General features: G+C 41.2%; 17 protein-coding genes. 8 read left to right on the top strand and 9 right to left on the bottom strand.

Features of this window, described 5'->3' with window-relative positions; translation table 11 throughout:
• Positions 1 to 11: 11 nt before the first annotated feature.
• Positions 12 to 908, bottom strand: coding sequence for a DUF808 domain-containing protein (locus KO511_RS20440; RefSeq protein ID WP_215989235.1), 897 nt, complete (start codon positions 906 to 908; stop codon positions 12 to 14).
• A 182-nt stretch (positions 909 to 1090) separates the two neighbouring features.
• On the opposite strand from KO511_RS20440, the gene KO511_RS20435 reads away from it, so the two are divergent.
• On the top strand, positions 1091 to 2011 hold the full coding sequence (locus KO511_RS20435) for a M14 family metallopeptidase (RefSeq protein ID WP_215989234.1): 921 nt from the start codon (positions 1091 to 1093) through the stop codon (positions 2009 to 2011).
• 24 nt (positions 2012 to 2035) lie between these two features.
• Here KO511_RS20435 and KO511_RS20430 read toward each other — a convergent pair whose 3' ends face one another.
• Both KO511_RS20430 and KO511_RS20425 read right to left on the bottom strand, forming a co-directional pair.
• On the bottom strand, positions 2036 to 2824 hold the full coding sequence (locus KO511_RS20430) for an AraC family transcriptional regulator (RefSeq protein WP_215989233.1): 789 nt from the start codon (positions 2822 to 2824) through the stop codon (positions 2036 to 2038).
• A gap of 139 nt (positions 2825 to 2963) precedes the next feature.
• Positions 2964 to 3776, bottom strand: a complete 813-nt coding sequence (locus tag KO511_RS20425; RefSeq protein ID WP_252724480.1) for a PilZ domain-containing protein — start codon at positions 3774 to 3776, stop codon at positions 2964 to 2966.
• Between the two features lie 280 nt (positions 3777 to 4056).
• Between KO511_RS20425 and KO511_RS20420 the strand changes: the two genes are divergently transcribed.
• Entirely contained in the window at positions 4057 to 6378 is a 2322-nt protein-coding gene (locus KO511_RS20420) for a methyl-accepting chemotaxis protein (RefSeq protein WP_215989232.1), read from the top strand.
• A gap of 77 nt (positions 6379 to 6455) precedes the next feature.
• Here KO511_RS20420 and KO511_RS20415 read toward each other — a convergent pair whose 3' ends face one another.
• Positions 6456 to 7691: an EAL and HDOD domain-containing protein gene (locus KO511_RS20415; protein WP_215989231.1), complete on the bottom strand. Its 1236-nt coding sequence runs from the start codon at positions 7689 to 7691 to the stop codon at positions 6456 to 6458.
• Between the two features lie 290 nt (positions 7692 to 7981).
• Here KO511_RS20415 and KO511_RS20410 point away from each other — a divergent pair, with 290 nt between their 5' ends.
• Positions 7982 to 8749, top strand: a complete 768-nt coding sequence (locus KO511_RS20410; protein WP_215989230.1) for a DeoR/GlpR family transcriptional regulator — start codon at positions 7982 to 7984, stop codon at positions 8747 to 8749.
• A 74-nt stretch (positions 8750 to 8823) separates the two neighbouring features.
• Here the strand turns inward: KO511_RS20410 and KO511_RS20405 are convergent, their stop codons facing one another.
• Positions 8824 to 10641: a hybrid-cluster NAD(P)-dependent oxidoreductase gene (locus tag KO511_RS20405; RefSeq protein ID WP_215989229.1), complete on the bottom strand. Its 1818-nt coding sequence runs from the start codon at positions 10639 to 10641 to the stop codon at positions 8824 to 8826.
• A 257-nt stretch (positions 10642 to 10898) separates the two neighbouring features.
• Here KO511_RS20405 and pyrC point away from each other — a divergent pair, with 257 nt between their 5' ends.
• On the top strand, positions 10899 to 11927 hold the full coding sequence (pyrC, locus tag KO511_RS20400; RefSeq protein WP_215989228.1) for a dihydroorotase: 1029 nt from the start codon (positions 10899 to 10901) through the stop codon (positions 11925 to 11927).
• 46 nt (positions 11928 to 11973) lie between these two features.
• Here pyrC and KO511_RS20395 read toward each other — a convergent pair whose 3' ends face one another.
• The 4 genes from KO511_RS20395 to KO511_RS20380 form a co-directional block, all read right to left on the bottom strand.
• On the bottom strand, positions 11974 to 13425 hold the full coding sequence (locus tag KO511_RS20395; protein WP_215989227.1) for a PepSY-associated TM helix domain-containing protein: 1452 nt from the start codon (positions 13423 to 13425) through the stop codon (positions 11974 to 11976).
• A 111-nt stretch (positions 13426 to 13536) separates the two neighbouring features.
• Complete coding sequence (locus KO511_RS20390) at positions 13537 to 13890, bottom strand: hypothetical protein (protein ID WP_436840233.1); 354 nt, start codon at positions 13888 to 13890, stop codon at positions 13537 to 13539.
• Positions 13891 to 14011: 121 nt separating this feature from the next.
• Positions 14012 to 14395, bottom strand: a complete 384-nt coding sequence (locus tag KO511_RS20385) for a cytochrome b562 (protein ID WP_215989225.1) — start codon at positions 14393 to 14395, stop codon at positions 14012 to 14014.
• Positions 14396 to 14445: 50 nt separating this feature from the next.
• Positions 14446 to 14895 carry an SRPBCC family protein gene (locus KO511_RS20380; RefSeq protein ID WP_215989224.1) on the bottom strand — a complete coding sequence of 150 codons (450 nt, stop codon included), beginning with the start codon at positions 14893 to 14895 and terminating at the stop codon, positions 14446 to 14448.
• A 167-nt stretch (positions 14896 to 15062) separates the two neighbouring features.
• Here KO511_RS20380 and KO511_RS20375 point away from each other — a divergent pair, with 167 nt between their 5' ends.
• From KO511_RS20375 to gnd, 4 genes are all read left to right on the top strand, one after another.
• The gene (locus tag KO511_RS20375) at positions 15063 to 17939 is read left to right on the top strand and encodes an HD domain-containing phosphohydrolase (RefSeq protein WP_215989223.1); all 2877 of its coding nucleotides are present in this window, start codon (positions 15063 to 15065) and stop codon (positions 17937 to 17939) included.
• Positions 17940 to 18262: 323 nt separating this feature from the next.
• On the top strand, positions 18263 to 19765 hold the full coding sequence (gene zwf, locus KO511_RS20370; RefSeq protein WP_185759766.1) for a glucose-6-phosphate dehydrogenase: 1503 nt from the start codon (positions 18263 to 18265) through the stop codon (positions 19763 to 19765).
• Entirely contained in the window at positions 19762 to 20478 is a 717-nt protein-coding gene (gene pgl / locus KO511_RS20365) for a 6-phosphogluconolactonase (RefSeq protein WP_215989222.1), read from the top strand. Before zwf ends, pgl begins: the two co-directional genes overlap by 4 nt.
• Positions 20479 to 20511: 33 nt before the next feature.
• Positions 20512 to 21960 (top strand): decarboxylating NADP(+)-dependent phosphogluconate dehydrogenase, encoded by a 1449-nt coding sequence (gnd, locus tag KO511_RS20360; protein ID WP_215989221.1) that lies wholly within the window; start codon positions 20512 to 20514, stop codon positions 21958 to 21960.
• Positions 21961 to 22199: the final 239 nt, after the last annotated feature.

Raw genomic sequence — 22199 nt, 5'->3', positions numbered from 1 at the left:
ATTAGACGACCTTAATGTCTGTGGCGAACTTTCTCTATACCTGTCCACACAAGTAGTACCATAGCCCCTGCCAGCACGCCTATCAAACCATTCAGAATTGATGGCATCAGAATATCTGCTAAAGGTACATTGGGCAGATTCAATAGCACCGGCTCTATCCAGTGATGTATCGCAGGAACATTATGTACAACAATGCCACCGCCAACTAAGAACATGGCTGCTGTCCCCACAACTGCAAGGAATTTCATTAACTTTGGGGCAAAGGCGATAAGGATTTGACCAAGGCAAGCTCTTATTCCCTTACCCTGGGAAATGCGATTTAAATAAAACCCCAGATCATCAAGTTTAACAATACCTGCTACCAAGCCATAAACACCAATGGTCATTAGTATCGCAATAAAACTGACGACCATGACTTGTGTCATCATTGAATGCCCCTGCACAGTACCCAAAGCAATGACAATGATTTCAGCCGATAAAATAAAGTCAGTACGTACCGCCCCTGCAATCTTGCGTGTCTCATATTCTTCAATCGACCCGGTCGGAACCTCGTCTTCTTCAACGTGATCAGTATGGAATAGGCTTTCCGCTATTTTTTCTGCACCTTCAAAACAAAGAAATAAACCACCAATCAAGAGCAAAGGCATAATTAACCAAGGAGCAATAGAGCTAATGAGGAGCGCTGTTGGTACTAAAATTAATTTATTGCGAAAAGATCCCTTGGCAACACTTAGTACAATAGGGATTTCTCGTTCCGCCGCAACGCCAGATACCTGCTGAGCATTTAATGCTAAATCGTCACCGAGCACTCCAGCAGTCTTCTTTGCGGCAACTTTCGACATCAAAGCAACATCATCTAATACTGTAGCAATATCATCCAATAACGTTAATAAGCTCGCACCAGCCATAAGGGGCCTCTTTAAACATACTGATATGCTGTTAAATGTACCACCTAGATTCTCATACTTAAACTCAATTACTGATATAAATACTATAAGCTCAATAATATCGATGGAGATTATATGAATTGCTTCTGTTAGAAGAGCATTTTATGCTGCATTACTAATGCTCAAAAACAACAGGATATGTAATGCAGGCTAAGGAATTTTATCCAATCGGGATTACTGGTAAAAAGTGGCAAGACGCTGAGTATCAATTGTGGCGAAATCAAACCTCCGTGAAACGTAACTACCAACAAGAAGTGGTCACCAAAATCCACGCACTCGCAGACCGATTTAAAGTCGAACAGTATGGCGCGTTATCTTATGACTCAGAGCGCTATCCTTTGTTTTGTATAAAGAGTAATAGCTGGGAAAGCAACAAGCCTGTTGTGTTAATTACAGGTGGAGTTCATGGCTATGAAACTAGCGGTGTTCATGGTGCACTTCAATTTGTTGACACCCAGATGGAAAACTACAGCAGATATTTCAATATCATAGTCGCCCCCTGCATTAGCCCTTGGGGTTACGAGACAATAAATCGATGGAATCCATTGGCGATAGATCCAAACCGTTCTTTCTTCACTGACAGTCCTGCCGAAGAATCAGCGAACCTTATCAAGCTAGTAAATACAATAGGACAGGCTATTCTGGTTCATTTCGACTTACATGAAACCACCGATACTGATGAAACTGAATTTAGGCCCGCTCTAGCAGCTCGAGATGGTGCAGACTTTACACCAGGAACAATTCCAGATGGTTTTTACACCGTCGGTAATAGTGAAAACCCTCAATCCAATTTTCAAGCTGCGGTTATCCAATCAGTCAGCCTTGTAACTCATATTGCTCCAGCAGATAAAGACGGGAAAATTATTGGTTCACAAGTCACCCAAGAAGGGGTAATTAACTATCCTATGGTGAAACTTGGACTATGTGGCGGCGTAGCAAACTGTACCTATAGTACGACGACTGAAGTTTACCCTGATAGTTCAAAAGTAACAGCAGAGCAATGCAATCAAGCTCAAGTCGCTGCCATCAAGGGGGGCTTAGACTATGTGCTGACTAAAATATAATCACCTCTGCAAAGGCTATTTTTATTAGCGAAGTTTATTTTTGTATTGTTCGGGAGTTTGTAAAGCGTACTTTTTAAACATAGCGATAAAAGGGCTGGCTTGGTTATAACCGAGAGTGAGTGCCACTTCTTTAACCGAGTGGCCACTTCTTAGCAGTTCCATCGAGTAGAGATAACGAACTCTTAGCCTCCACTCGGTAAAACTCATTCCGAGCTCAGACTGACAGTGCCTAGCCAAAGTCCGCTCAGTGGTATGCACTTTTTCTGCCCATTGCGCAAGACTGGTGTTATCAAGCGGGTTCTCCTCTACCTCAGCTAATATTCTGACTAAATATTTATTGTCGGAAGAGGGTAAAAAATGATGTTGAGTATCTTGAGTTGCCAGCTGATCAAGTAATACTTGCATTAACCTCTTGTCTTGATCACTTTTAGCTATATTAATCGCTCTATTACGAAAGTCATCGATTATCGAAGACACAATTGGCGTGATTTTTATCAAACTAGTAACACTTGGAAAATTTGTTGTTAGTCGCTCAGCAATATTTAACGAGCAGTATGATAAAGGCTTTCGATTATAACTGGTATGCAAAACTCCAGCTGGGACCCAAATCGCGAGATGGGGAGGAGCAAGAAATCGAGTCCCTTGAGCTTCCATTTCAAGAATACCACCACTAATTAACTGAACCTGCCCCCAAGGGTGGCTATGTATTCGTGTTTCCGTATTAGATAGAAAAGCTTCGAAATTCATAAAAAAGTCCGAAGGTGCTCTATTAATGGTTAACGACGGATGCAGATGTTTAACCGACTTTCTCACATTTTTTATCCTATCGATAAATGTCCCCTACAAAGACACTTGATATTATAAAGACCGATGCAGATAGTCGTGCAGTTTAAGATATTATCGAGGCGGTGTCGAAAAGCTTAATGTTAGAGAATAGCTGACAATTACTAATTCACAGCGTAAACCTCTGTTGCAAAGCACAAAAGTTTAACCCCTCAATAAGAGAATCTACACTTTCTAGGCTTTCTTCTTCAAACTTGACACCATACTTATAATAACGCCCCATTTGCGCGATGTTTTTCACTATAGCCTGAAGAGTGCCATCAATAATGGGGACATCTTTATTTGAACTGCAGATATTGAGGCTTATCAAAGAACCAACTCGGTAACTAACATTATCCCTTTCAACAACGATTAAGCATCCTTGGTGGGAGATATCTCTAATTTGGCATGGGTACTTTTTGTCTGAGGGCTCAAGAACACCATCAAGATCGATTTCTAAACGGGCACTTTCACGCAAGCCAACAACAACCTGTGTCGCAGAAGGTAAAGTAACGAGCAGCAAATCAGTATCGCCACCACTTAATACATATTCGATCTTAGTCTTAAAATAGACTCGAGCCCCTTCCCCTTTAGAAGAAATAACACAAGCTTTAAGGGGATACCCTTGTCTCATAAAAACTGATTTTTCCTGAGGCGAGACCAGTGGCATTTCAAGTAAAAGAATACTTTTAGAATGCAAACCTATATATTTAGTTCGGCACTTAAGTACTTTCCCAGTTGGTGTTGAAACAATGCAGGCAACATCACAAAGTGGCATCACTTTATCGAAAGCATCTTCTCCGAGACAAATTGAACTTGCCGCTTCTGGCGAGGAACTACTGAAATCTTGATGTTTTTCAGTGGATGCGGCTCCTGCGCTATCCGCATTTTCAGTACTTAAGTCCTGTTGACTATTTAAGTGTTTTTGTTCTGCAACTTCCAAAGTCAAACCTCCTCGAATAGGTATCCGTGCTTATTATTATAGTATGAATAAGGACGCATATGTTGATGGCAGAAAAATTTTTGAGCACAAATACCCCAATAAAAGGGGTAAACCAAGGTTATCGCGAAATCTTATCCCTCTAAAATACACACGATAAAACCTCATCCAAGTCTCATTTCCAAACGAAAGTTTCAATGTCAAACACCTAATATACATCTTGAGTCCTATAGTTTTCTTGCGCTCTGAGAAAACACTTTTTTGATAAGAAAAATGGAGATTCATGATGTCATTACGACTCAGGTTCATACTTGCTATATTAGGTGCAATCGCTCTTTCTCTTGGAACCAGTACATCCATCAGTACTTATTTATCGATGGAAGAAATGCGCTCAGTATTGCTCCAGCAGTCTCGAGAAAAATTGACGGCCACAAAAGAACTTGTCCGAGCCGAAGTAGAAAACTATTTCTCAGATATTGAGGGACAAATCACTTCCATGGCTAACAATGTCGCAACGAAAGAAGCCGCTGTTGATTTCAACCAAGCCTTCTCAACATATGAACCCATTCGAAAGATCAACAACTCAAAGCTCAGAACGACTGTTAATGAATATTATACAAAAGAGTTTGCCATTCAATATAGCCAGCTCAATCAAGATACTGTAAACGTTCCTGACATGTTTTCAGGTTTATCAGATTTGACCTATAACATGCAATTTGACTTTATTGCCGACAATCCAAATCCACTCGGTAACAAAGATAAGCTTACTGTTCTGGAAAACTCATCAAGATATGCTCGAGAACATGAGCATTACCATGATACTTTTCGTCAGTTTCTACAAACATTTGGTTACTATGACATATTTATCGTAAACCCTAAAAGTGGCCATATTGTTTATAGTGTCTTTAAAGAACTCGACTTTGCAACAAGCTTAAAAAGTGGCCCATATAAAGATTCAGGGATAGGACAAGCTTTTAAACAGGCCTTATCTCTCAAAAAGGGAGAAGTATTCCTAACTGATTTTGCACCTTACCTTCCCTCATATAACGCCCCCGCCAGTTTTATGTCGACCCCAATTTTTGACAAAGGAAATCTAGTTGGCGTACTCATATTCCAGATGCCAATCGATGAGCTCAATAAAATTATGACACAAGAAGGTCAATGGAAAGACCGAGGGTTTGGTAACACAGGTGAAATATATCTAGTCGGATCTGACGGTACATTACGCAATGAAAGCCGATTCCTAATAGAAGACAAAAGTGCCTACCTTGATACTATTCGAAAAAAAGGGATTTCTGCGGCTAAGAATATCGAGTTAAAAAACACCAGCATTTCTTTACAACCGGTAAGTACTCCAGGCGTAACAGAAGCACTGAGAGGTATCAGCAGCTTTGATATATTTGAGGATTATCGCGGCGTTCCTGTATTATCAGCCTATGGCCCTGTAAAAGTACCCAACCACACATGGGCTATCATGTCTGAAGTCGACGAAAAAGAAGCTTTCGCACCCAAAGAGCAACTTGGTAATTACATTATTTCAGCAGGTGCTGCAACAACAGTGATGATGATCATTGTTTTTTGGGGAATATCTATCGCTTTAGTCAGTTATTTACTTAAGCCACTTTACGTTCTCAAACATCAGTTTAACGAACTGAATTCCGGAGATGCGAATTTAAATACTCGCCTTAAAATGTCAAATATTCCTGAATTTGACTCGGTCACACAAAGTGTAAACACCTTTATCGAGCACATAAAAGTGATCATTGATTCAGTAAAAGCCAGTACCGATGTAATTACACACTCAAGTAAACAGCTGAGCAAAATTACAGACAACTCTTACAAAGCGGCGGAGGATCAAACACTACAAGCGAGCAATGTAACAGAGTCTATGATGCAATTTAACGAAGCATTGCTCGAAGTATCTCAAAGCAGTGCGACTGCTTCTGACTATACACATCAGTGCCGAGAAAGCGCATTACTTAATTCAGAACAGGCTCAGCAAGCTGCACAGTTTGTAGAAAAAACTGGTCATGAGGTACAATCTTCTGCAGAAACCCTTTCAGAGCTGCAAAATGAAGTGGAAAGAATTAACAGCATTTTGAAGGTAATAACGGGTATTGCTGAACAGACTAACTTGCTCGCTTTGAATGCAGCTATTGAAGCCGCAAGAGCGGGAGAAAGTGGACGAGGTTTTGCTGTCGTAGCCGATGAAGTTAGGCAGTTGGCAACCAAAACACAAAACAGTACAGTCGATATACAAAGTAATATTTCTCGCTTGTCCGAAGTAACACGCTCAACAGTTAACTCGATGGAGAGAAGTAATCTTTCGGCTCAAGAAGGTATAAACCTTGTTAATGACGTAAGCATTAACCTACGTAATTTAAGTACAAAAATCGATGAACTAGCAACCATAAATGCGACTGTGGCAGCGGCTACTGAAGAACAAAAAGTGAGTTGTGATGAAATCAATAGAAACATTTCAAATGTAAAAGATTCATCGGGTGAGCTTAGAAATGCATCTGAGGAGATTGATTGCGCCGCACTTGGGTTAGCTGAAGTATCAGGTAGCTTGCAAGACTTGGTCAATCGTTTCAAAGTGGCATAACTTGTCATATACCGCAATAACAAAAGGCTCAACTAATTATTCAGTGAGCCTTTTATAATATATATTGTTTTGGTCATTTACGCTGCAAAGTCATTTATCCAATTATTTGCCTTGTCTAAACATGTCATTATCGTTTTATCGTCTATTGATGTTCTAGATTGTAAATGTTCAAGGGTTTTCCAGTCCGACCTCTCAATCGCTTCTGCTATGCCCAGTAAATCTCCTAAAGCTCCTTCATTATTAACTAAAGCTGAAACAATAGAATCTGAGAGTGTTAGAGATGCAAGCACATCTTTTAAGGCCATATCCAACAAACCCTCAATCAAAGACAACATCCCACACAAATAGGCAGATTCAGATACAGAGGGATCGTTCACATACTGAGAAAGACACTCCATAAGTTTGGCTCGTGTCAGTAAATTTCTAACTAGAATAGATGGTTTGCTTGGAGAAAGTGCTGAGGCCATTGAATAGGTCACATATTTTCTCACCCTATCTCCACCAAGGTACGAAAGTGCCTGCATTGTACTTTCGATTCTAGAACTCACTCTAGAGTCACTATTAACAAAGTTTAGTAATTGCACAGAAAGTACAGGATTACGTTCAACAATTTTATTCACTTTTAGAAGATCAATATCTTTTTTGGCCACCAGCGCTGAAAGCTTAAATATATCCATAGCAGATGCTGTTAACTTCTGTGTTTTTATCACTTCAGGTTTTTGATAAAAATATCCTTGAAATAAGTGAAAACCACATTTCTGTGCTTGGATAAACTCTTGGTGATTCTCAACTTTTTCAGCGATAAATTGGATATCTGTATTTTTAAAATCACGAATAATGCCTGCGCAATCTTTAAATGATAACTCCCTTACATCAAGTTTGATAAAATCAACGAGCGGGTAAAATCGATTCCACGCGGGAGTGGGTACGAAATCATCTAATGCAACAAGATAGTTTTTTTGTTTTAAGTCAACAATAGCGTCAAATAACTCTTGAGTTGGTGAACACGTCTCTAGCACTTCAACGACAATGTCATCGGGAGAAAAATCACAGGGTACGCCTTCTATCAAATCAATATATTCAAAATTAACAAAACCCTTTTTGTCATTGAGGTTTCGCTTTTGAAAAGTGAGAAACTGCTCCGATAATAAACGCATCGTAGCCCTCTGCTCGTAAGGCGTATTAAACGAGTTTGTGTCACCTTCTCGATACAATAACTCAAAGGCAAACAACTCTTTGTTAATATCAATAATTGGCTGCCTTGCAACAACCGACACTTTATTTGGCCGAGTATTCGTAGTGATTTGATTCATAGTATTACCTGACGCTAGTTAATTGATGCAATATCAGCATCGTATATTAGTTATTGTATTCAAAAGTGTAGTATAGGATTCCTACTGCATATTGTGCCTGTCGCAAACTTTGATTAATTGATAGAAAAGCCGCAGGTAGAAAGTCAACATTCCACTATCTAATATACTCATCTGACGATATAAATATTGACATGCGGCTTATATTATTTGGTCATTGCCCCATATAAAACGTTGCTTTAGCTGACGTAAGACGTAAACTTGCGCCATTCCCTCACATAAGGACATTGTTAGTGAAAGCCATTAAGCGTCATCAAGAAATCATCGAACTTGTTCAGACACAAGGTTTTGTTAGCACCGATGAGTTGGTAGAACGTTTCAACGTCAGCCCCCAAACTATCCGCCGAGATCTCAATGAATTAGCCGATGAAAATAAGATCCGTAGAAACCATGGTGGCGCAACCATCACATCAAGTGCAGAAAACTCATCCTATCAAACTCGCCAAGTCGCATATCACAAAGAGAAAGAAAAAATTGCACTTGAGCTAGTAAAACACATCCCAGATGGGGCAACGTTATTCATTGATATTGGGACAACACCAGAAGCCATTGCTCGTGCTCTACTTAGCAACCATCATCATTTACGTGTCGTGACCAATAATATTAATGTAGCAACAATTTTAATGTCCAAGCCCGATTTTAAAGTCATTTTGGCTGGGGGTGAAGTGCGAGGTAAAGATGGCGGTGTAACGGGTGAAGCGACGCTTGATTTTGTATCACAATTTAGACTGGACTTTGGTATTTTAGGTATTTCTGGCATTGATTATGATGGTTCCCTACTTGATTTTGATTACCATGAAGTTCGGGTTAAACGTGCTATCATCGAAAATAGCCGTTCTGTTTTTCTCGGGGTTGACCATAGCAAATTTGGCCGCAACGCCATGGTAAAATTAGGTACTATAGCCGATGTAGACCTTGTTATTACCGATAGAAAAGCACCCAAAGATATTGAAAATTATGCCAAGGATAATGACACCACACTTCAAGTGGTCGTATCATAAACCAATAACAGCAAGGAGAGCATATTTTGGCAATAAGCTCTCTATTGAGTCGCTAAGACACCGAGGATAAGCCTTTAGCTAGTAACCTCAATATCGGTTTCAGGCACGCAGCAACATGCTAGTACAAGACCCATATTACGTTCAGAGTCCTGCAATCCAGGTACATCAGGCTGGTGCACTTTACCTGATTCAATAGTGACTTTACATGCACCGCATAAACCCGCTCTGCAGCTGTTAGCAATGTTTATTCCAGCATTTTCTGCTTGTTCTAGCAACGGCTTTTGGTTATTTCCAGTAAACACACTACCATTGACACTCAGTTTAAGCTCTTGAAATGGTCTAGTACTAATTTGTGACACCCCAAATGCTTCTTGATGGTAGTGCTCTTCAGGCAAACCTTTGTTCAACAACATATTTTTAGCCTTCTGCATAAAACCGTCTGGACCGCATACAAAAACCTGCCTTTTTTCTACCTCTTTTATCTGCTTAAGATGAGACAAGGTCAAACGGCCACTCAAGCCAAACCAATCAGCAGGTGGTTGAGATAAAGAAATTAATACTCTTAGTCCGGAATGCTTACGCTTAAGTTCATCAAGCTCCTGTTTGCATGGGATATCTTCGACACTCCGACATTGATGATAAAAAATCACATCATCGGCTTGGTTATTATCAGACAAATACCTCAACATAGAAAGCATAGGAGTTACACCACTTCCCGCAGACAATAACAAGATTGGTTTACCATGCTGCTCTCCCAGATGGAAGCTCCCCTTTGGAGACTCACACTCCAATGTGCTACCTACGTTAAAATGATCATGAAGCCAATTAGATATTCTACCTTGTTCTATACGCTTGACTGAAATCGACAACCTTCCTGGTCTTGATGGGGTAGATGATAATGTATAATGCCTTGCAACATGCTCATCACCTATTTTTATCGAAATCGGCAGATGTTGACCGGGTAAGTAGTTAAGCGTCAACCCTGGTTCAGGCTCTAGCCAGAAAGTCACAAAATCCCGAGCTAAACGCTCTTTTTCAACGCATGTCATACTAAATCGCTCGGGTGAATTATCTGGATAGAACTCTTTTTCCTTATATTCCAGCACCTCAACAACGTCCCCCTGTCGAATCATGCCTTCATTCTTGGCGACAAGGTTTTGACCAAAAAATACACCACCTCGCTCGTTTGCTCTAAATTGAGACAAGGTTTTAAGTGGCTCTTTAGTCTCGCGGAGCTTACCTATACTCACATCTACCGTGGTCATGATACAACGTTCACAAGGCTTAACAGATTCAAACTCTACTTCACCAATTCGAATACGTTTCCAACTGTCCTCAGCAAAAGGCTCAGCGGTTGAAACAATAAGATTTGAGCGAAATTGGTCCATAGCGTGCAATTCTGGACTACGGCGATTCAGTTCATCAAGCGAGCCTTGTCCGATAACTAGCATAGGGTAACCATCGGCAAAACTGACATTGTGGCCGACTTTTTCGCGTACTCGGTTCGATTGCTCACCACTAAACAGCAGTTCAACCCTTAGGTTCAAGACATCACTAAACCAATCGTCAGCTTCATCCGTTGTCGTGTAAGCAGTGAAAGTATCTTTCCAAACCTGAGCTGGCGCTTCTTGCATTTTAAAATCAGCATATCGCAACTTGAGCGGAGGCTTACCTTCGGCAACAAAAATTAAACCTTCGGCTGTTAAACTTGATTGGATGGTCACCATTTTAGGATATTTTCGTGCTGTAACCATGGAACCATCGGCTAACGCTATCATAAAACGGCGATCAAACATAAGGCCTTGCTTCTCAACCCAACAAGTAGACTGAGTAATACCACCCAAAGACTTAACCGGATAAACATTTATTTGTGAGAGAATTGGAGCTGACATTGCTATCCCTGAGGATTTAATTATTTTGGCTATTATACCTAAGTATTATAAGGTTTGTTATCTAGATGTGAACATTGATAAAAACTGACACAAAAACTCGTTTAGGCCGATAAATACAATTCATAACACGAAAAAATAGATGCATTTACCAGCACTTTGCTCTATCATCCTGTCGCCTAAACGTAAGCGTTTGCCTTCACATTTATCGCTTTCGTTTAGGCTCCAATCAGACAACTAAAACTATGGTGGGAGCAACAATGACAACACTTACGATCACTCGTCCCGATGACTGGCATGTTCACTTGCGAGATGGCGATGTCTTGGCAGATACCGTGCGCGATATAAGTCGCTATAATGGCCGAGCCATTATTATGCCAAATACCATCCCACCAATAACTGACACCGAAATGGCAATGGCATATCGTGAGCGCATTATGGCTCAGCAGCCCAATTCACAATTTGAGCCTTTGATGGTTTTGTACCTAACAGACAATACTTCGGTTGATGAGATAAGAAAAGCTAAAGCAAGTGGACAAGTCGTCGCTGCAAAACTATACCCCGCAGGAGCAACAACGAATTCAGATTCAGGAGTAACTTCTGCCCAAAAAATCTACCCCGTGCTTCAAGCCATGCAAGAAGTGGGAATGCTGCTCTTAGTTCACGGGGAAGTTACGCATCATGACGTAGACATTTTTGATCGTGAGAAAGCATTTCTTGACTCAGTACTTTCGCCTATCGTCCAAGATTTCCCTAATCTCAAAATTGTCCTTGAGCATATCACAACAGCGGACGCTGCTAATTTCGTTAAGAATACTGATGGCAATGTAGCTGCAACTATTACCGCCCATCACTTGCTTTACAATCGAAATCATATGCTCGTCGGTGGGATCAAACCACACTTTTATTGCTTACCTATTCTTAAACGCAATACTCATCAAGCAGCTTTGATTGAAGCGGCTACCAGCGGCAGTAATAAATTCTTCTTAGGAACAGACTCTGCCCCACATGCAAAAGGTATGAAGGAGGCAGCATGTGGCTGCGCAGGTTCTTATACTGCCCACGCTGCACTAGAGTTATACGCCGAGGTGTTTGAACAAGAAGGAAAACTAGCAAACTTAGAAGCTTTCGCCAGCCATAATGGTCCTGATTTCTACAACCTCGCAAGAAACCATGATACCGTAACACTCACAAAAGAAGAGTGGCTGGTTCCTGAGTCAATGCCATTTGGTCAAGATATTGTTGTTCCCATTAGAGCAGGCGAAATGGTCAATTGGACAGTTAAGTAGTAAGCCTATAATTAAAAATATGGCCACTAGATGTGGCCTTTTTCATTCAACACTTAATTAACTCATTTTTGGGCTTGAAAACAAGCCAATCAATCAGTCCAAATAATATAATAGCCACTGCAGCGAGAGGGAAAAACACAGCGACTAAAGCTAAGCTCACAATACCCGTTTTCCACAGTCCATCACTTGCAAATTTCGAGGGTATCCCTATACGAGTTTTCCCATATGGCCTTCGAATCCACCACATTAGACAACCTAAAATGGCTACCAAAGCAAACACGATACAAAATAGTGTATTTAATGCCTTGTTAACAATGCTAACATCCCCTTGATGGAGGGATACCCCAGCTGCCATCAACTTAGACAATATTGTGTAATCGTCCCAAGTAACATCCACTAAGACATCCCCCGAATACTGATCTATATGAGTTGTCTTATCCAAACGGGGATCACTAATATCTCCTCCCATTGAATTTGCCGCTAATGTGTAGACTCCCTTTGAAGACTGAGGTAGGAATAACTTGAATTGGGTAAACCCAAGAGTTTTTGCTTGTTTGATAACAGCATCAATCCCTATACTTTTCTCCGCAACAACGTCACTCCCATCAGCAACAGGACGGATCGTTGCCCCATGGATATGCTCAGAGGATTCAGGCAATGCAGATTGTTCAAGATTCCACGGCAGTTCTTTCTCACTACCGTGATTAAGATCAACATGATTAAGATTGGATTCAGGTTTATCTCCCCAAGTGTAATAAACTGGGAATGTATTCCAAGCCTGAACCAACTTCCCACCCCACACACTCGTCCAAGCTAAGCCAGAGAATAAGAACAACAACAAAATAAGAGAGAATAACGCACCAAAATTAGCATGCACATCTCGCATGAATAAGCGCATACTCGAAAAACGTAGCTTTAAAAAACCTGCTTTACTGGCATTATCCCGTGGCCACCATAAATACACTCCTGTAATGATCAACAATATACTGAGACTAGCGGCTATTTCGATTAGATAATCCCCCCATTGACCCATTAGCAAAGTCCCATGGACATTATTTGCAAGCTGATACCAGCTATCACTCCGGTCAATTTCACCTAATATTTCGCCATTATATTGATTAATAGTTACCAATATTGAACGGCCGTCAGCCAACCGGACATCAAACTTATTCGCCAAATTATCAGCCTTAGAGGGAATGTACTGAGTGACAGCGCCTAGTGGATAAGCTCCTTGTATTTTATCTAACTGCTGAGAGGCAGGAAGGGTTGTAGATTCTGGCAGCACGACTAGCTCATCATGGTACGTTATCATCTCAATTTCATCGTCAAACAACATAACTAATCCTGTAAGGCTGAGCATGAGAATAAATGGAACAACATATAAACCAGCATAAAAATGCCAGCGCCAAACCATAAAATAACGAGATTTAATTTTGGTCTTGTCCGCAACTGAACTTGACGCTTCCTTAGGTGAGGTCGTAGTTTCACTACCCAACATTGTTCTTTCCTTTTTATAACGCGCAGCTAAGCACTTAGATTACGGCCTAATCCCTTGCTAACGCGCAGATTACTTTCATGTGTATTTTGATTTTGATTTTGATTTTGATTTTTAAAGTAAGAGCAAAGGTGGCGCTCGTGGGAATGCAAGCTGATATTGTACATTTAGAGCCAAGTAGGCATAAGGTTCACTACTTATGTATACGCAGCGTAATACACAAAATGGGGTTGGAAAAGTGATTTGATGAAAACAAGAAAAGTGACCAAACGGACAAGCCTTACCGTGTTGAGTTTCCGGTTGCCCTTCTTCGATTTGAACCAGCTTAAAGCCATTGAGCGTACATAAGCTTGCCCAAACTCCAGCATTCGAACCATGAGCATTAATAACCGGCATCAAAACAATCAGCGCCCAACTAAGAGCACTGATAATTAGCATTACCTGATTAAGTTTCCTTGGCAGAAGCATAGTTACTATAGTCAGTTAACGGCAACAAATCCGTATAGAGCCAAAAACGGAACTAATGAACCTTTCACATTTAGCGTAAATATCTGTAAGCCCCTCCGCCAAATATAAGCAAGAGGGCATACTAGCCAAATATCTTACTCCAGATACTTGGGTTACGTTTTTCATGGTATTCGACACGAAGTTCATCGATTTGGCGCAATGATTCTTTGGCGGCAGTGAGGTCCCCTGCATCAAGCTGAGATTCAATTTTATCGATGGTTACGGAAAGTTTACTAAAACCCTCAAAATATGTGTCGAACTTCTCTGGTGGGTAATCCCCTTTCTTAGCTTGTTCAACGAGCTGTGACATACTGCTTACAGACGTTTTCATATCACTAACAGTCGTCGCTTGTATCGCTTGTTTAAACTCAACTTTCATTTGTTTCATCGTGGCTTTCAAATCGAAGTCTGACGCCAAAACCTGAATTGAGAATATAAATGTAAAGGCAATAATTATTTTTTTCATTGTATGATTTTGCTTGATTGCAGCACAGAGTAAAACTCTATTTTACCAAACTAACGACCTTGTTGCTCGCTTATTACCTTTATCAATGGGAAGGCTTTCTTCCATCCATCATCAAGCATATCAACAAAGTCTGGGTGTGTATCAATCACCACCTTTAAACTCACAGACTCTTGATTAGGCGTTATCTGATAGTGCTCCCGAGTCCCTATCCATTTTTGAGCTGTATCGCTATCAAGATCTTTTACGTGCTCAGGATTAGAAATAGCAATATGTGTATATGCAATCTCTCTATAGGTTTCTATTCGATCAATGATCGCTCGCGTACCGCCAAGATCTGGGTCGAAAAAGTAAATACTACTTCCCTCCTTCCACTCACCTTCAAACTGTGAACGTGGAGAAAAGGCTTTTGCCCATTTTTCATATAATTTTTTTTCCGTTAGCACTTGCCAAACTACCTCTGGTGTCGCCAACACTTCAACTTGATACGTCCGAGTTAACATCTCATCATTTCCATTTAACTACTTCAATACTAGTTATAGTCGATATAGCAATAATTTAATCTGAATTTCATCAAACTAAGGACACGAGTGTTAAGTCATTAATCTTTACTTTTGCATGATTGGCATATTGGTCGATACTTATTGGGTAATCACTAAATGGTAATTCAATGAAGAAGCACCACTATTCGCTTAGTATTCACATCACAAGCTTATTTCTAGTACTGACAACTCTGGTCGGTATCGTTCTTATTGCTATTAGTTATCACCATTCTCAAGAGCTTTTAGCCGTCAGTGCTAAGGAGCTGAGTAACGAAAACAGCCGTAAACTCGAATCCACTTTTAAAGTACGTGCTGGCCCTATTCTCACCACGCTTGATTTTATGGCACTAAGTGCCGTGATTAAAGATCGAAAGCCACCTATAGAGGCAAAGCGCTTCCTTGCCTCAAGCAATCTTATATTTGAAAGAAATCAAGGACTTGTTGCTTTGTTTTACGGTAATGAACATGGCGAATTCATTATGATTCGTCCTCTTCATGACGAACAATCACGTAACAGGTTTAAAGCTCCACCAAACGCTAGGATGATGATTAATTTCACACAAGCGGAAGGGCTGAATGAATTTCACTTTTTAGATTATGATTACAATCGAGTTGGCTATAAGAAAACCAACGATAATGAATACGATCCACGAGTAAGACCTTGGTATATCAATGCAGAATCTGATGGAGAAATACGCCTAACAGAACCCTACTTCTTTTATTTTTTAAAGACCAATGGGGTGACTTTGTCACGAAAATCTGCAGATGGCCAGGAGGTCGTAGCGGCAGATTTTACTCTCTCATCACTTTCAGACCAGATTGCTGAACTCAGCCTGTCAAAAACAACTCAAGTTGCTTTGTTTGATACTCAATTTAGACTTTTGGCTCAACATCAAACTAGTATCGATTTAGACCAAAAACCACCAGTCGTTCAACAAGCCATCCAAGATAGTTTATTTGAACCTATTCTAAACCGACACAGCACCCAAACACTCTACGAAGTAATTGAACGGGATGGAAACAGCTGGTCTGTCACTCTAACACCAGTATGGTTAAACGAACATGTTCGCCTTCTTCTCGCGGAAGCCATTCCACAAGAAGAATTACTTGGCGATTTATTGTCAATGCGAAACAGACAGATAAGTGTAGCGATAGCAATGCTGGTCATAAGCTTTATGACCGTTTGGTTAGTCGCAACCAAACTATCAACCCCTTTACAGAATCTAGTCCAACTGACTGATAATATCGCTCGTTTTGATTTCAAAAAAACTCGCTATCCGAAGAGCTTAATTCGTGAAGTTTCCAATCTTACTGAATCTATTGAATTAATGGAGCATACATTACATGACCTTCTCCGTTTGCTGCGTGAAACCGCCAGTAACAAAGATTTTTCCGTTCTAGGTAAAACCATTACTCATCAAAGCTACCTGGTCACTCGCGCTGAAACTATTGTTCTGTTCTCTGTACAGGAAAAAGAGAACAGTTTTGACATTGTCGCAAATCACGCCATCATTCCATTTAAAATCGATATCAATAAATTTCTTAAAGATACAGCATGGCTTGAAAAGGATTTACGACAAGGTGAAATTGTCCACTTGAACCGCAGTGATAACGCTTTCAGTCGATATATCGATAATCTCTATAACTCAGATGTCTACTTCTTCCCTTTGCTTAATCGTGAGTCTCAACTTGTCGGAGTATTGCTTCTTGGCTATGAAAGAGCCATTACTAAAGAACAAAGTGATAAACATGCTTTCTTAAAAGAACTCTTGAGTTTTGCTGAAATTGCTAAAGAAAACATTCATCAAATGCAGCAGCAAAAAGATATGATGAATGCCTTTATCGAACTTATCGCCTCCGCGATTGACACCAAATCACCGTACACAGGAAGCCACTGTCAACGCGTACCTGAACTAACCCAAATGTTAACTAATGTAGCCCACAAAGATAAAGACTATTTCCCGCAGTTCGCGATGACTGAAGACCAATGGGAAGAATTAAATCTGGCCGCTTGGCTTCATGATTGCGGAAAAGTCACAACACCTGAATATGTGATAGATAAGGCGACCAAGCTTGAAACTATTTATGACCGCATACACGAAGTAAGAATGCGCTTCGAGCTCCTTAAAGTTCAAGCAGAAGTCGATTATTGGCAAGGTCTACATAATGGAGGTGACGCTGCTAGCTTAAAGAAAACACTTCAAGAAACACAAACCTCGCTGGATGAGGAGTTCCATTTTATTGCCGAATGCAACATTGGTAGTGAACAAATGGACGAGAGCGCCATAGACAAACTTAAGCAGATCGCGCAAAGGCAATGGAAAAGGACGCTCGATGATCAAGCTGGCGTATCTTGGATAGAAAAACAACGTGCAGGAGAGAAACAACCACTCCCTGTTTTAGAATCGATACTGAGCGATAAAAAAGTTCATGAAATACCTTGGTCCAAAGGTGAAAGTCCACAAGATGTTTGGACAGAAAAGTTTGTCCTAGAACCGGGTAAACTTAAATACCATCGTGGAGAGCTTTACAATCTATCGATTCGTTACGGAACTCTGAATGATGAGGAACGTTTTATGATTAACGATCATATCATTCAAACCCTAACCATGCTGGGCTGCCTTCCCTACCCAGAACATCTCAAAAACATTCCAGAAATTGCGGGTGGGCACCATGAGAGAATCGATGGCCAAGGCTACCCGAGAGGTTTAAGTGAAAATGAGCTTTCGATCCCAGCCCGTGTCATGGCAATTGCTGACGTATTCGAAGCATTAACATCCAGTGATAGGCCATACAAAAAGGCCAAAAACCTTTCCGAATCACTTAAAATAATGACCCATATGGCCACATCAGGACATATTGATCCTAAGCTATACCTTCTCTTCCTTGAACACGAAATTGACCAAAAATACGCAGAAATGTTCTTAGACTCGTCGCAAATCGTACCGGTCGCTCGAGAAGACTATATAAAAGAGGTTAAAGCTCATTTAAAAGCATCGTTCTAAAAACATCATCTAAAATAGAATGCGCTCTCGCAACACGAAACGAGCAACCCAGCGGTAGCAAAGGTGGCATTAACATCTGAATCAGCCAATATTCAGTCAATATTTAATCGATTGCCTTCACAGAGGTTGATGTATATCCAATACTCATGGACAATACGCTGCCTAGTTATGATTTATCTCATAGCTCGAAATAATTCATTTCAAGCTATTAGACTAATAGGCATGACCAATTATCAATTTTAAATTGTCGTTGATAGGGTTGGCTCTCTGAGTTCACTGTATGAACGACATATGATAACTACCTCGTTTCTAAGGGAAAGATGATGGTAATACCAGAAAACAGCAGCATCGTTATTTTTGGTGCTTCGGGAGACTTGACATATCGTAAGTTGATCCCAGCTTTATACCACCTTTACGCGAGTAAGCAGCTTCCAACAAATTTCGCCATCCTTGGTGTCAGCCGCACGGAATATAGCGATGAGTCTTACCGCGAAAAACTGAAGCATTCACTTCAGGAAATGGAAAAAACAGAGCCTGCAACGCTCAATGCGTTTATTGACCATCTACACTATCAAGCCATCAATACCTCTGATACCGCAGACTACAGCATACTGGTTAACCGCCTCGATCAACTGTCACAACAGTATCATTTTGAGCAACATAATACTCTCTTCTATCTAGCCACTCCACCAAGCTTGTACAGTGTGATCCCAGCGAGCTTAGCAGCACATGGCTTAAACAAGGAGACGAATGGCTGGAAGCGTCTTATCATAGAAAAGCCATTCGGCTATGACTTAAATTCAGCAAAAAATCTCGATAAAGAAATCCACGGACATTTTGAAGAACACCAGATCTATCGTATCGATCACTATTTAGGTAAAGAAACGGTTCAAAACCTACTTGTATTTAGGTTTTCTAATGCCATGTTCGAGCCACTCTGGAATCGTAACTTTATCGATTACGTGGAAATTACCGGAGCTGAGTATCTTGGCGTCGAAGAACGCGGTGGTTATTACGATGGTTCCGGAGCGGTTCGTGATATGTTCCAGAACCACTTACTTCAAGTACTCGCTATGGTTGGCATGGAGCCCCCCGCGCAAATCAATGCTGACTCAATGCGCGACGAAGTGATTAAAGTGCTGCAGTGCCTTAAGCCTCTAGATGAGCAAGCACTTAGAAATGACTTAGTCCTCGGACAATACACTGCATCGGATGTTCGTGGCCAACATCTTGTTGGGTATCGTGAAGAAAACGGCGTTGCCGATGACTCTCGAACTGAAACCTACATTGGTCTAAAGGCCTATATTAATAACTGGCGTTGGAATGGTGTACCTTTCTACGTTCGCACTGGGAAACGGCTGCCAACTCGAGTCACTGAAGTCGTCATTCACTTCAAACAGACACCGCACCCCGTTTTTGGTCAAAATGCGCCTGAGAATAAGTTGATCATTCGAATCCAGCCTGATGAAGGGATTCAGATGAGCTTTGGTCTTAAAGAACCAGGGGCAGGATTTAATGCAAAAGAGGTGAGCATGAACTTTCACTATGCTGATCTACCCGAAACTCAAATGTTAACGGCCTACGAACGCCTGTTACTTGATGCACTTAATGGTGATGCAACTCTATTTGCTCGCAGTGATGCCGTTGAAGCATGTTGGCAATATGTGCAGCCAATTCTAGACTTCAAACAAGATCCACAAGCCTTATTCGGTTATGCCTGTGGTACTTGGGGGCCAAAAGAGTCAGATGAGCTCTTAAAACGTGACAATAGAGCTTGGCGTTTCCCATGCAAGAATTTAACAGATACGGATTATTGCGAACTATGATCAACCATAAGATTTTCCAAACGGCTCAACAGGTCGTTGAAAGCCTAGCTAACGATATTAAGGTACTGAGCGAGCTTAGCCGTCCTGTACATATTTCTTTATCTGGTGGCAGCACACCAAAAATGTTGTTTAAGTTGTTAGCATCAGACACATACGCAACGTCTATTCAGTGGCAAAACCTTCATTTTTGGTGGGGAGATGAGCGTTGCGTTACTCCTGATGACGAGCAAAGCAACTATGGTGAAGCGAACACTTTACTTTTTAGTCAAATCGATATTCCTGCTGAAAATATCCATCGAATTCGTGGTGAAGAGAAGCCCGAGCAAGAAGTTGAGAGATTTGCTATAGAGATGAAAGAAGTCATTCCAACAGATAACGGCACACCTGTTTTTGATTGGGTATTACTCGGTGTTGGCTCAGATGGCCATACCGCATCCTTATTTCCAGGCCAGACTAATTATGAGGAACAGAAGCTCTCTGTTTTAGCTTCCCACCCAGAGTCAGGCCAAATTCGTGTCTCTAAAACGGCCAAGGTTTTACAAGCTGCCAAACGAATTAGCTACCTTGTACTTGGTGCTGGAAAAGTAGAAATTGTTCACGAAATTCATACCACTCCTGCAACAGAGTTGCCCTATCCCGCAGCGAAAATCCAGTCTCAAGCTGGTGACACGGAGTGGTACTTAGATTCTGACGCTGCAGAAAAAATCGCGTAACACGAGCGTCTATTGAAAAATTGGAGAGAAACAATGAAAGGTGATATCGGTGTTATTGGTCTAGCAGTAATGGGCCAGAACCTTATCCTAAATATGAATGACCATGGCTTTAAAGTGGTCGCCCATAACCGTACTGCTGCTAAAGTAGATGAGTTTTTGCAAGGCCCCGCAAAAGACACTAACATCATTGGCGCTTATTCACTCGAAGAGTTGGTTGAAAAGCTTGAGACACCTCGCAAAGTGATGTTAATGGTTCGTGCTGGCGATGTAGTCGACAAATTCATTGACGCTTTAGTCCCACTGCTAGACAAAGGTGACATCATCATTGACGGTGGTAATACCAACTACCCAGATACTAACCGCCGTGTTGCTGCCCTTCGTGAAAAAGGGATTCACTTCATCGGTACAGGTGTTTCCGGTGGCGAAGAAGGCGCACGTTTTGGGCCATCTATCATGCCTGGTGGTACACCAGAAGCTTGGGAAGCCGTGAAACCAATCTTCCAAGGAATCTCTGCAAAAACCGAGGCTGGTGAGCCATGCTGTGACTGGGTTGGTAATGATGGCGCTGGGCACTTCGTTAAAATGGTTCACAACGGTATTGAATACGGCGACATGCAGCTAATTACAGAAGCTTACCAATTCATGAAAGATGGCTTGGGCATGTCCGCTGACGAAATGAAAACCGTATTCACTGATTGGAACAAGACTGAACTTGACAGTTACCTAGTTGAAATAACGGCTGATATCCTTGGGTTTAAAGATACCGATGGCGAGCCATTGGTTGAAAAAATCTTGGATACCGCTGGTCAAAAAGGCACTGGTAAATGGACAGGCATCAATGCGCTAGATCTTGGCATTCCGCTCACTCTGATTTCAGAGTCTGTATTTTCTCGTTGCTTATCTGCACTGAAAGACCAGCGTGTACAAGCAGAGGCGCTATTTAGTAAAACCATTGCACCTGTTCAAGGTGACAAGCAAGAGTGGGTCGACGCCCTTCGTCAAGCCCTACTTGCCTCTAAAATTATCTCTTACGCTCAAGGCTTCATGCTAATGCGTGAGGCTTCAAATGAGAATGGCTGGGATCTAAACTATGGTAACGTTGCGTTAATGTGGCGTGGGGGTTGTATCATCCGCTCTGCATTCTTGAGCAATATCCGTGATGCATTCGAGAAAAAACCTGAACTTGCATTTTTAGGCTCTGACGACTATTTCAAAGACATCCTACAAAACAGTCTGACAGCATGGCGTAAAGTGGCGGCTAAGTCTCTTGAAGCGGGTATTCCAATGCCGTGTACCACTTCAGCCCTGACTTTCCTTGATGGTTACACTACAGCACGACTGCCTGCTAATCTACTTCAAGCACAGCGAGACTATTTTGGTGCGCATACCTATGAACGCATCGATCGCCAACGAGGGGAGTTCTTCCATACAAATTGGACAGGGACAGGCGGTGACACCGCATCGACAACTTACGACGTATAATTAATACTACTCAAAACAGCCAGTGCCACCACTGGCTGTTTTTTCATCTCAAATCCATTCCCTTACTTCTGCAAGTATTCTTTACCACGCTTTTTAGCAATCATTACAAATAATACCTATTTGAAACTAGATAAAATTTTTTGAAAAAAAACTAATGACATAAGGATGAATAAAAAGATCATAAAAGTTCATTTATGTTTATTACTCATAATTAACCGCCTAATTTAAGCTCTGCACCT

Source organism: Vibrio hepatarius (genome assembly GCF_018860525.1).
Lineage (GTDB): Bacteria > Pseudomonadota > Gammaproteobacteria > Enterobacterales > Vibrionaceae > Vibrio > Vibrio hepatarius_B.
This window is presented reverse-complemented; position numbering and strand designations above follow the sequence as displayed.